At 33.9% G+C, this 12852-nt stretch carries 10 protein-coding genes; 1 reads left to right on the top strand and 9 read right to left on the bottom strand.

What is annotated here, in order from left to right:
- Positions 1–65 precede the first annotated feature (65 nt).
- A complete protein-coding gene (locus tag LDM92_RS01690; protein ID WP_223901769.1) occupies positions 66–479 on the bottom strand; it encodes a MarR family winged helix-turn-helix transcriptional regulator in 414 nt (137 codons plus the stop codon).
- Between the two features lie 352 nt (positions 480–831).
- Here LDM92_RS01690 and LDM92_RS01685 point away from each other — a divergent pair, with 352 nt between their 5' ends.
- Complete coding sequence (locus LDM92_RS01685) at positions 832–2520, top strand: Rqc2 family fibronectin-binding protein (RefSeq protein ID WP_223901768.1); 1689 nt, start codon at positions 832–834, stop codon at positions 2518–2520.
- Positions 2521–2567: 47 nt separating this feature from the next.
- Here the strand turns inward: LDM92_RS01685 and carB are convergent, their stop codons facing one another.
- The 8 genes from carB to LDM92_RS01645 form a co-directional block, all read right to left on the bottom strand.
- The gene (gene carB / locus LDM92_RS01680; RefSeq protein ID WP_223901767.1) at positions 2568–5744 is read right to left on the bottom strand and encodes a carbamoyl-phosphate synthase large subunit; all 3177 of its coding nucleotides are present in this window, start codon (positions 5742–5744) and stop codon (positions 2568–2570) included.
- A 2-nt stretch (positions 5745–5746) separates the two neighbouring features.
- Positions 5747–6802 (bottom strand): carbamoyl phosphate synthase small subunit, encoded by a 1056-nt coding sequence (locus tag LDM92_RS01675; RefSeq protein ID WP_223901766.1) that lies wholly within the window; start codon positions 6800–6802, stop codon positions 5747–5749.
- Positions 6803–7714, bottom strand: coding sequence for an RluA family pseudouridine synthase (locus LDM92_RS01670; protein ID WP_223901765.1), 912 nt, complete (start codon positions 7712–7714; stop codon positions 6803–6805).
- Positions 7707–8171 carry a signal peptidase II gene (gene lspA, locus LDM92_RS01665; protein WP_223901764.1) on the bottom strand — a complete coding sequence of 155 codons (465 nt, stop codon included), beginning with the start codon at positions 8169–8171 and terminating at the stop codon, positions 7707–7709. Before lspA ends, LDM92_RS01670 begins: the two co-directional genes overlap by 8 nt.
- Before the next feature lie 8 nt (positions 8172–8179).
- Entirely contained in the window at positions 8180–9856 is a 1677-nt protein-coding gene (locus LDM92_RS01660; RefSeq protein ID WP_223901763.1) for a formate--tetrahydrofolate ligase, read from the bottom strand.
- A gap of 261 nt (positions 9857–10117) precedes the next feature.
- Positions 10118–10450 carry an acyltransferase gene (locus LDM92_RS01655; protein WP_223901762.1) on the bottom strand — a complete coding sequence of 111 codons (333 nt, stop codon included), beginning with the start codon at positions 10448–10450 and terminating at the stop codon, positions 10118–10120.
- A 12-nt stretch (positions 10451–10462) separates the two neighbouring features.
- Positions 10463–11692, bottom strand: coding sequence for a metallophosphoesterase (locus tag LDM92_RS01650; RefSeq protein ID WP_223901761.1), 1230 nt, complete (start codon positions 11690–11692; stop codon positions 10463–10465).
- Complete coding sequence (locus tag LDM92_RS01645) at positions 11682–12812, bottom strand: THUMP domain-containing class I SAM-dependent RNA methyltransferase (protein WP_223901760.1); 1131 nt, start codon at positions 12810–12812, stop codon at positions 11682–11684. Before LDM92_RS01645 ends, LDM92_RS01650 begins: the two co-directional genes overlap by 11 nt.
- Positions 12813–12852 lie beyond the last annotated feature (40 nt).

The raw sequence follows: 12852 nt of genomic DNA, 5'->3' as shown, positions 1-12852 counted from the left end.
TTTCGCTTTTGTCTGTACAACATACAAGAATTATAGCATAAAAAAATAAGTGTTTCGACTATCAACTATAGAGAACTTGTTCTCTCAGCTTTCTGTACCAGTTTAGTAAAAGTTTGATCAAATGCTTCTACTTCTTGCTTGGTTAAACCATGTAAAAGTGATGCTTCTATTTCTTTTAAAACGTTTCTCAATTCAGAAATTTTTTCCAACCCCTGTTCATTCAGCAGAACTGTTTTGCTAGAATCACTTTCTGATCTTTTAATTGTTACAAAACTCATGGTTTTCTTTTGCTGCAACTGCCTGCTTAATGTCGAAAGTGATATTTTTAATTTTTCAGCTAAATCTCCCATTTTTAAAGCAGTATTACCATTATGGTAAAAGTAAAGCAAGATTCTAGTTTGCGAAAGGTTCAACCCGCACCTTTTGTTTATTTCGTTTTTAATATTTCCAGCAATTGTGCTAAAAGATAAAACGTCCATTTAACTACCTTTTCTGATAAAACATAAACATAAAAATATTTTATAAACTAAAATTTAAGCAATATTGAAAGCTTGAAAAGCATAAAATTTAAGCAAAAATGTGAAACATTAATACTTAATTGAATAGTAATATTTGCAACTATTATCTTTAGCTTATAAATATTTATATCAATAACTTTAAATCTATATTACCAGTATATCAGTTTTTTGCAATGATTTCTTTAACTATTTTGAAAATGATTACTATATAATTAGTGGTACTCTTTTTTAAGATTTTTAATAACTTATATTTTAAATAAGCACTTATAGCCGAATACTTGGTATAATAGAGAGCGTGTTTTGAGGTGATAATATGGCTTTTGATGGTTTGTTCATACATAGCCTGCTAAATGATGTTAAACCAAAAATAGAAAGTGGCAGGCTTTCCAAGATTTATCAACCATTTGAACAGGATTTAGTATTAACTTTTAGAAAAGACAGAAAGAATATTCAATTGTTATTATCTGCCAATGCGCAGTATCCACGATTTTATATTACCGGCCAAACTATTGCTAATCCTGATAAAGCACCAACCTTTGTCATGGTGCTACGTAAATATTTAGAAGGTTCAATTTTACAATCAATTGATCAATTAGGTGTTGATCGCATTGTTAATTTTAATTTTAGCAACCGTAACGAACTTGGCGACCAAGTTCAACTAGTCTTATCATTAGAGTTAATGGGCAGACATAGCAATGTTATTCTCTATGACCAAAAAAGTGGACGAATAATTGATTTGCTCAAAAGAATTAATCCTGATGAAAATAGAGTGCGGTTGCTCTTACCCAAAGCTAAATATGAGTTACCTCCCCTTATATCTGGTATTGATGGTTTCAAGATGACGGAAACAGAGTTTAATAAATGGGCTTTGAATTCTGATCCTGAAAAATTCGCCGGTCAGATTGGAGGGCTTGATCGAGACGATCGTCAAGAACTTGCAGGTTATTTAGAAGACGATTTTTCTTATTCATCTTTTAAAACTTTTATGGCTCAGTTTAATAAAAAAGGTGCTTTTATTCTGAAAACACCAAATAATAAGCGGAAGATTTTTCCTTATTTGCCTTACCATCTTAACTTAACTAAAGAAAGTTCTGATCCAGATATTAATCATGCATTAGATAGTTTTTACCAATATCAGGCCAATCAGGATTGGGTGAGACAAAAGTCAAGTCAAATTGAACGCCTGGTAAAAAACGAGCATAAAAAATTAACTAAAAAAATAGTTAAACTGAAAAAGCAATTGGACCAAGCTGAAAATTCTGAAGGATATAGAATTCGGGGAGAAATTCTTAATGCCAACTTGTCCCAAGTTAAACCGGGAATGACAGAAATCGAACTGCCTAATTATTATGATAATGATCAACCTTTAAAAATTAAGCTTGATGCTGCACTCTCTCCTGCCCGCAATGGTCAAAAATATTTTACCAAGTATAAAAAGCTACGTGATTCGATTAAACATGTTAAAGAACAAATAAAGATAGCTCAAAACAATTTAACTTATTTTGACACTATCCAAACTGCAATCGATAATGCTGAACCACAAGATATCGATCAAATTAACGAAGAATTGATGAATCAAGGCTATATTAAAAAGCCCCAGAAACCTAAACGGAAAAAGAAAATTACTGAGAAAAATCTCAATAAATTTCGCATTTCATCTGGTAAAACTGTTTTAGTTGGTAAAAATAACCTGCAAAATGATTGGCTCACTCTAAAAAAAGCTAATAAAACTGATATTTGGTTTCATGTTAAAAATATTCCTGGTTCACACGTTATTTTGCAATCTGATCAGGCAACAGAAAAAGATATTGCGGAAACCGCTGAAATTGCAGCCTATTTTTCTAAGGCTAAAAATTCAGCTCATGTACAGGTTGATTACGTGAAAGATAAAAGAGTAAAAAAACCTAATGGTGCAAAGCCTGGTTTTGTAATTTATACTGGGCAAAATTCAATTGAAGTGACCCCTGAAAAAGAACGAGTGTTAAGCAAAAGAATAAATTAAAAAACGAGGATGAAATTGTTCACCCTCGTTTCATTTTTCTTATGGTATCAAATTGGTTGTGTAGTTAATGCTAGTGATTCTAGAACGCTTAAAATAAGTTCTGTTGTTTCAATACTGGAAAATACAGGTATGTTTTGGTTTAGAGCTTCATCACGTATTCTGATTGCATCGTCACTAGCAGAGTCGGACAAGTTTGTAATGTTAATAACCATATCAATTTTATGTTGTCGAATTTTATCCAGTAGACTGCGAGAGCCATGACTAATTTTGGAAACAATTCCTGTGGTTATTCCAGCCTCTGCTAAACCATTAGCTGTACCTTCAGTGGCAATTATTTTAAAACCTAGACGATAAAAACGTTGAGCTAGTTCTGTCACTTTCTTCTTATCCTCGTCACGAACAGATATAAATATAGTACCAAAGTTAGGTATTCTTAATCCACTGGCTTCATAGCCCTTGTATAAAGCTTTCGCAAGCTCAGTATCTCGGCCCATGACAGAGCCAGATGATTTCATTTTTGAATCAAAAGAGTTTTCACTTTGATAATCAATGTATGAAAAAACTGGCATTTTAACAAAAATGAAATTATTTGAATGCCACAAACCGTTTTTATAATCTAAGTCGGGTAAGTTTTTTCCAATAAGCACTTCTGTTGCGCATTGGGTAATATCCTTTCCAAGTGCCTTAGATAAAAAAGCAATATTATGTCCAGCGTAAGGTTTAATTTGTAGTAAAAAAATTTTCTTGTCAACAATTAAAAAATGTAATGTAAAAATTCCACGCATATTTATACGTTTAATTAATTCAGTAGCATATTCAATAAGTAATTTTTTGCCTATTTTAGTTAAATTCTGTGGCTTAAAAACAGCAATTGAATCTGACGCATGAGAGCCGGTTTGTTCCAGGTGTTCTATAATTCCGGGAAGTGTAACATTCTTACCGTCTGAAATGGCTGTGATTTCATATTTATTTCCTTCAATAAACTGAGATAAACTAACTTTGGATAATTGATTTTCTTTCAAATATTTTTTTAGAGCCGGCAAATCGTAAACAACAGCAGATTTTTGCTTTACACCCATATTGTTAAATCCGCCAATGAGAATTGGAAAACCGTGTTCGTTGATAAAAGATTTCGCTTCGGTTTTATCAACTGTTGTTAAAAGCTTATTTTGTCCTAAATTTTTTAATGGTTTATTTAAAACCTGTTCTACACGATCCTTTGGATTAATATTTTTATTGCCTAAAATATTTAAGCCATTTTTTATTAGTTTTTTACATAAAGCATTCATTTCTTTGCCGGAGAATTGTACTAAAACATCTTTTATATCTTCTTTTTCAGCAATATGTAAGATACTTTCAAGAGTTATAGGTTCAAAATAAACCTTATCTGCCCTTTTATAGCTAATTGCCACAGATTCATCGTTATTGGATAATAAAACAGTGGCATAATTATTATTATGTAAAGTATCAATTGCATGACTAATCATGTAGTCAAATTCGCTTGTAACTGAAACTTGTGAAGGTAGCATACCAATCACCAAGACTTTTTTATTTGCAGTTAGAGCTTGACTTTCATCTTGAACTCCATATGAACTATAATATGCTTTAACTAGAGGTTTAATTGTTCCCGCAGACCCATCTATTTGTTGATAAGCCGGCTTTAAATGCATCTTTATCAGCTTCTTTTTAATTGCATTAACATCAGTATTAGAAAGTTCAGAAATTAACGCATTACGAAATCCTCTCTTTTTAGCTTCAATCAATAGTTCATCTGTTAAATTACCAGTTGCTAATTTAAGACCTATTTGCACGATATGAGCTAGTTTTTGAAAATAAACGGGATGGATATGAATAATGTTTTGCAGATCATGATAATCAAAACCATTAGATATTGCGGCTAAAAGCTTAATTAGATGTGACTCATCGGGATGTTCTAAATCACTTGCAATTTCGCTTTTTTCTTTTGCTTTTTCAGTTTTAAAAACATTAAGTGCCATTTTTAAATTGACTGTTGATGCAAGGCCCTTTAAAAAAGCAGATTCGAAATTTGTTCCTAATCCAATGGCCTCCCCACTGGCTTGCATTTTGGTGCCAAGTAAATAGTGGTTACTACCAGATTGTGTTAATGACCAGAAAGGCATTCTAACTGCGACTTTATCTAAGGTTGGCTCAACAGCAGCATTAAGACCTGATAATGGATCTGTTATTTCATCTAAACGATAACCAATGGCTATTTTACAAACAATGTAGCCTAAACTATATAACCCTACTCTTTTTGACCAAATCGCACTGCGTGTTAACCTAGGCTTGATTGATAAAATTTTTACAGAAAATCTGGTTCCCTCATGTTTGACAGCAAAGTGAATATTTAATATTCCGACTATTTTTAATTTGTTGGCAATTGTTTTAGCAATGGCACGAATTTTTTGTACTTGATCATTATTAAGCGTTAAAGCTGGCATTACAGTTGCAGAATCTCCGGCATTAATAGCTACAGATTCAATAGTATCAGCTAAGTTGGTAAAAAGCACATTTCCGGAACTGTCACGAATTATGTTAGCAATGACTTCTCCCCAGGAAGAAAGATCTTCAGACAAATGGTAATTGCTAAAAGAAAAGTTCTCAGATTGTCTTTCTTTTGTTAGGTACTCATTTAAGTCAGAAACGTTGTCAAAAATAATTTGTGTATTTTTGGTTGCAGTATTTTCTTTAATGAGCATTACGGGAAATTGAACTTTTTCAGATAACTGTTTCTGAATATTTCCAGCACTAAAATCAGTTAAATTCCAATATTTATTAGCCTCAATTTGATTTTCAGCCAAAAAAGCATTCATTTTTTGATGATTATCCATTGTGAGAGTTTGCTTATTCAAGGTCAGCAATCTAACACCCATTTTTTGCAATATACCATCCTGAACCAATTCTCTGGTAACTTTTAAGCCTGTAGTTGAGCCGTAAGCAGAAATAATAGCATTTGGTTCTTCCATACGAATTATTCTTTTTAGAAATTCCAGCGTCATTGGTTCAAGATAAACAGTTAACCCAGATTTTTTGTCAGTAGAAATTGTTGCAGGATTGGGATTAACCAAAACAACTTGAATATCTTCTTCAAAAAGTGCTTGAAGTGCATCTTCAACTAATAAATCAGTTTCAGACACTTTACCAACCAGGGTTGGGCCTGATCCAATGATTAAAACTTTATCTAAGTCATTTTCTAAAGGCATTTTTACACCATCATCTCTACAAAATTATTAAAAATAGGAAGAGCATCAAGGCTTCCAGGTGCACCTTCAGCATTAAAAGCCGTACCAATCACTTTATTAGCTTTATTGCTGTAGCCGGCTAATAATTCACTGTGAAGATCGTATAGTTCTTTTTCCATTGCAAATTGAACGCTGTTTGGCAATACTAATTGATCAATGTTCATCGCTACTTGCCAAATCTCATTCGTATTTTGGTCAATAATTGGATAATTGATACCATTATAGGCCTGAGGCAAAGCTACTAATTCAAAATTGAGAAATTCACTTAAGGCTAAAAAGCCCAAACCAATTCCCCAAAGAGGAATTTTCTTGTAAAATGCTGTCAGAATAGGATTAAGGTTCTCTTTGAGTTCATCCACTTTTCCTGGACCACCAGAAATAATAATTCCTTGGGGGCGCAAATTTTTAATATCAGGTACTGACACGTTATATGGTAAGACAGTAGCATTTACTTTTCGTAAAGACAATTCTCTAAGCATAGAGTGCTTTAAGCCAAGATCGATGATGGCCACAGTCTTACCCACATTAGGTACCGCATAGGGATTTTTAGTTGAAACAGTGGCAGACTTGTTTTTTGGCAGGACTAAAGCTTTGATTTGATCAAAAGCATGTTCATCATTTGTGTCCATGATTGAGGCTTTAATTGTTTTCTCTTTGTTTAAAAGATGAACTAAAGCCCTGGTATCAACGTTAAAAATTGCTGGTATATTTTTTTCTTTTAAAAAGGAAGCTAAATCTTGAAAATTATCACTATCTGAAATATTTTGCGCTACATCATTAGCAATAATTCCTTTTACAGTTGGATTAATACTTTCATAATCAATTGCATTAATGCCATTGCCACCGATCATCGGTGCAGTAAAAACTAAAATTTTACCAGTGTTTGTGGGATCAGTTAAAGCTTCTTGATAACCAAAATTACCAGTCTGAATAGCTAATTCGCCAGTAGAAATTATTGAAGCTCCTAATCCCTCTCCCGGAAATGATTGACCATTTTCCAGAATTAAGTATCGTTTCATTTAATCACTTTTTTCTCTTAAGTCAGCCAATTGTTGTAAGAAAATTTGTGGCGGTTGAACTTCAAATTCTAACCATTTGCCTGAATGCGGTTGTTCAAATCCTAAAACCTGAGCATGCAAAAACTGACCATTACCCTTTAAGGTATGATGTGGTCCATACAATGGATCCCCTGCAACCGGATGCCCAATATAAGCAAGGTGCACCCTAATCTGATGTGTACGACCTGTTTCAAGCTGACATTTTATTAAACTATATTTTGGGAACTGTTCTAGAACAGTAAAATGAGTGACTGCATCTTTACCGTTTTCAACTACAGCCATTTTTTTACGATTATAATGATCTCGTCCGATCGGAGCTTCTATCGTGCCAAATTTTTCAGAAAAATTACCGTGGACTATTGCTAAATAAAGTCTTTTATTTGTTTTTTGTGCTAATTGTTTCTCTAAGCTTTCACGCGCAAAGGAGTTTTTGGCCACCATCAATAAACCAGATGTATCTTTATCAATTCGATGCACGATTCCCGGCCGAAAGCCTTCTGAGCTTTCAGCTAAATTTTTTGTATGAAACAATAATGCATTGACAAGAGTGTGGTCTGGATGTCCAGCAGCTGGATGAACTACCATACCTTGAGGCTTGTTAACAACTATTACATCTTGATCTTCGTAAATAATATCTAATGGTATGTCCTCCGGAATTACAGCCAAAGGCTTTAGCTTAGGTACTAAAACTGAAATTAAGTCATTTTTTTGAACTTTATAAGAAGTTTTAACCGTTTTACCATTAACTAATATATTTTTATCTTGCACTAGTTCTTGGATCCTTGAGCGTGATAAAGATGGAATTTTAGTCGCAAGCACTTTATCGATTCTACCTTTTTCCTCCTGAATTACGAATTGATATTTATCAGGCATTATTTTTTTCGCTTTCATCAAAAAACAGAAGATAAATAAAAACGAGTATTATCCCTACTGTTATTGCAGAATCGGCAATGTTAAAAATATTGAACTGAATAAAATCGACTTGGATCATATCAATGACGTACTTTAGATGAATCCTGTCAATTAAATTACCTATTATTCCCCCAAGAACTAATGCGACTCCTGTACTGAAAAGCTTGCTATGAAATTTTTTACCAAACAGATAATATAAACAGACTATGATAGCAATAATGCTTATTAGATAGAAAAGTCCCATCTGACCAGGAAGAATATTCCAAGCTGCACCTTCATTTTGCACGTAGGTAAACGAAAAAATATGGGAAAGAACTTGGTGTGATTCACCCAGCCTATAATTACCGGCAATAAAAGATTTTAAAGATTGATCGGAGATCACTACTAATAATGAAATAATTAAATATAAAAATTGCATTGTTATTTTTAAAAAAGGCCACTTATTTTGCCGTTGTTGTCAACATCAATATCTAATGCAGCGGGATGCTTAGGTAACCCAGGCATGTCTAAAACATGTCCGGTAGTTATGACAATGAAGCCAGCCCCATTTTTCAAACTAGCGCCTTTAACGTGTAAAGTAAAATCAGTCGGAGCACCTAATAATTTTTGATTATCAGTGAATGAATATTGTGTCTTGGCGATAATTACTGGCAACTTATCCTTGCCCATTTTTTCCAGTTCACGAATATCTTTTTCCGCTTTTTCGCTGTATTCTACTTGAGCGGCATGATATATTTTTTGTGCAACTTTTGCAATTTTAGTTTTAACGTCATCATCTTTTTGGTAAGTAGGAATAAGGTTACCACTTTGAGAATTTGCCAAATCAAGAACTGCGTTTGCGGCTTCTATGCCACCTTTTGATCCCTGTTCATGATAATCTACCACAACAGAGTCGATTCCTTGTTCCTTGATCAATTTCTGTAAAAGATTAAGTTCATTTTCAGTGTCTGTTGCAAAATGATTAATCAAAACAATAACAGGAATACCATAATTGCGCATATTATTCATATGTCTCTTAAGATTTTCAAAACCGTCGCGTAAAGCAGACAGATTTTCTTTGCTTAAGTTATCAGTAGTCCCTTCAGATTGGTATTTCAGGGCACGAACGGTAGCAACAACAACACTGGCATCTGGCTTTTTATCAAGATGTTCAGAAACAAAGTCCATGAATTTTTGACCACCAAGGTCACTACCAAATCCGGCTTCAGTCAACACGTAATCGCTGAGGTGCAAAGCCAAATTTGTTGCCATTACTGTATTGGCACCGTGAGCAATATTTGCAAATGGACCACCATGAACTAATGCTGGCGTATGTTCAATTGTTTGAACAAGGTTAGGCTTTAAGGCATTGGAAAGAAGAGCAGCAATTGCACCTTCAAACCCGAGATCCTTAACGAAAACAGGCTGTTCATCAATAGTATAGCCAACGAGCATTAATCCAATTCTCTTTTTTAAGTCATCGATATCAGTCGACAAGCAGAGAATTGCCATTAATTCATTAGCAACAGTGATTGCAAAACTGGATTTATGCTCAACACCATTAAACTTTGAACCTTGTCCGACAGTAATTTTTCTTAAACTGCGATCGTTAACATCAATTCCGCGCTTTAAAAGGATTCTTTCCGGATCTAATTTAAGTTCATTTCCCTGATAGACATAATTGTCTACTAATGCTGCCAAAGTATCAATAGCAGCGGTTAAGGCATGCATATCTCCTGTAAAATGGAGATTAATATCCTCCATCGGGATAACCTGTGCCTGACCTCCTCCAGTCGCTCCGCCCTTTAAGCCAAAAACTGGCCCCATTGACGGTTCTCTCAAAGCAATCATGGTTTTCTGATGCAGCTGATTGTTTATGGCGTCTCCTAAACCAATTGTCATAGTTGACTTACCCTCTCCAGCTGGAGTGGGTGAAATAGAAGTAACCAATATAAGTTTACCAAGGTGCTTCTTAGCCATTATACGCTTTATTGCCTGCCAGTTAATTTTAGCCTTGTCATTGCCATATGGTTCAATGTCGGTTTCACTTAAGCCTACTTTAGCGGCTATTTCTTTAATGGGTAATGCGTGAGCTTCTTGTGCGATTTGAATATCTGATTTCATTGCGCATGCCTCTTTCTATATATTTAAATTTTTAAATCTAACTTTTCATTTTACGTAATATCCTTTTCATATTAGAATTTAGGTCCCACCTTTTGTTTAATCAATTGTAATTATATCAAACATTGATCATTTTTTATCCATTGCTAGCTACAAATTAAGAATTACGTTAAATTTAATTTTCAGCAACACGAAAAACAGGCCCGCCTCTAGGTATAACTACCAAATTTTGGGAGTTATATCATTTTCAAATACTTGCCTGCTTTATTTTTCAAGTCTTAATAAATAATATTGACCAAATTCTGCAATTTTGATTTTGTAAATTTTTAAAAACCGCCATTCGGAAATCATTACTGGTTTAGAAATTCTTTTTGCTTTGGCGCGAAATGGCAACTTAAATATTTCATCAGTCCAATAAGAATTAAAGTAAGTATAAGCTAATAAAATTAAGAAAATTAAAGCAAAAATTAAAGCTGGCCAGTTGAAAGATTTTGTACTTTCATATAAGAAAATTAGACATAAGAAGAGAACAATTAAAACCCAGCTAAAATAAATTAATCCACTACGACCCAAAATAATGAAATGTTTTTTTCTCATAAAGGCTCCTTTTCAATACCAAATTTCTGTTTCAAGGTTGCTATGATCAGTAGTATCGAATAAAGTTCTCATGTAATTGCTAAAACGTGGTCTTTGTTTGACCAAAAGCTTAAATTCAGGAGAAGAATATAACTTTTTTAACTGCTCTTTTTCAATATGATTATGTCCAGTAAAATATTGATAATTCATTTCTATAAACAAATGATTTACCTTCTGCAATAGCTCAGATTGTTCACTCTGTAAATTATCTTTCTTATTGGAATTTCCTTTCAAATTTTTAATCTGAATTTCCTTCAAATAATGGTGAAAATGAGCCAAATTTTGTTCTTCCAACTCTCTTTTAGTTAGAAATGGTTTCATGTTAAACGTATGACGTTGATATTCAATATGGTCCTGACTTACCTTGATTACACCATATCCCTGATCATATGAACAAAAACTGGAGGTTACTATTTCTACGGTAGGTGTTTTTTCTACTGGTCCAACTATATTTTGAGCATGTATATGACCGGAAAAAGCAAGTTTAATATTGAAGTCCTGACATAAGCGGCATAAAAGTTGAGCATTATTTAGGACAAAGCCGCGATTTACAGCAGGATTATGAACATATAGATTGTGATGCATAAATAAAAGAGGTCTCAGCTGATTTCTTTTAGCACTTTCCAACTGTTCTTCTAACCAAATAATTTGTTCTTCATTTATTTGTCCTTCGGTCATCGGCGCACTATTAGACTCCTGCTTACCATAAATATTAGAATCTAGCAGTATTAGAAGATAACGTTGATTTAGTTGCACGCTGTATGCTAATGAATCAGGATCAATGCTCAGTGCGCAGTCATATGAATTTTTAAATATTTCTTGCCAACTTTTTGGACTTATTTGTTGAGCATATAGTTGATTTGGCCCTTTAAAAGCCCGGGCCCATCCATCATAAATGTCATGATTACCAGGTAAAACCAATAGTTTTGTTTCTTTTAAGTGACTAAATATTGCAGCAAATTTTTGCGCAGAAATAAATTCTCCGTTAAAAGTTACATCTCCAGTAACAATAATTGCGGTAGGTTTCTTTTTATTAGCAAGGTCAACAAACGTACGTAAGGCTGTTTCTTGATAAACCAAATCTTTACCCTGACTAGTATTCTGAATATGCCGAAATGCCTGACCATCATCATGCAAGCTATCAGCAATTAGGTGAGTGTCTGTAATAACCCAAAATTCTGTATTTGCTTTTTCAGTAATCATTTTTCTTTGCCCAATATTGGTAAAAGTCTACTCTTAAGTTGCCGTTAAATAATTTGCGCTTTTTGGTGGCTTTTTTACCAAAAAATTTCTCAAAAGCAGGATCTCCAACTAAATAATATTGACTAAAACTATCATATTTTAACAAAGATTCGCCCATCTGCTTATAAAGGTTTTCAGCTGATTCTCGATCTTTCAGCCTTTTACCATAAGGTGGATTCGCAATTATAACTCCATTTTGTAAATCAGTAGCAAAATCCTTTACTGCAACTTGCTTAAAATAAATGTCTTGTAATACACCAGCATTATTGGCATTTAATTTTGCAATCTCAAGAATAGACTGATCAATATCACTTGCCCATATAGGTTGTTCAAGAGGCTTAATTTCACTTTTAGCTTCTGCGAGCAATTCCTGATGAATAGAACTGTCAAACCAATCAAAGCCATCAAAAGCAAATTTGCGCCAACTGCCAGGAGCGATGTTTTTACCTATTAATGCGGCTTCAATAGCAAGAGTACCAGAACCTGTCATTGGATCTATAAGAGGATGAGTGCCGTCATATGGGGTTAGTTTTAATAGACCTGCTGCAAAGTTTTCTTTTAGTGGTGCCCCACCATGTTCAATACGATAGCCTCTTTTGAATAAGCTGTCTCCAGTAGTATCCAATGAAATTCTGGCGACATCTTTATTGATACGAATGTCAAGAGGATATTCATTACCATTCTCTGGTAGAAAGCCGCGACGATGGTACTGGTCTGACATTTTATTTACAATTGCCTTTTTAACAATTGATTGGATGCCCGGTTCAGAGTGCAATTTAGACCTGACTGATCTGCCTTTCAAAGGAAATTTTGCGTCAATAGGAAGTAACTCCGCCCAATCAATTTCATAAACTTGGTTAAAAAGAGTATCAAAATCTGTTGCTCTAAACTCTTTCAGTAAAATTTTAACGCGATCTGCCGTTCTTAACCAAAGATTGGTTTTGACAATATCTTTTTGCCCGCCTTCAAAAAATACTCTGCCATTTTCAGTGCGCGTTAGATAGCCCATTGCCTGCAGCTCTTTGGCAACAACGCTTTCAAATCCTACGCCCATAGTTGTATATAGTTGATATTTTTCCATTTTAATTCTTTCTTTTCTTAAAAAAAGCGTTGAGCCCTTT

Origin of the sequence: Lactobacillus laiwuensis (genome assembly GCF_019972835.1) — a bacterium.
GTDB lineage: Bacteria > Bacillota > Bacilli > Lactobacillales > Lactobacillaceae > Lactobacillus > Lactobacillus laiwuensis.
The sequence above is the reverse complement of the archived record's forward strand: the minus strand, read 5'-3'. Positions and strand labels throughout refer to the sequence as shown.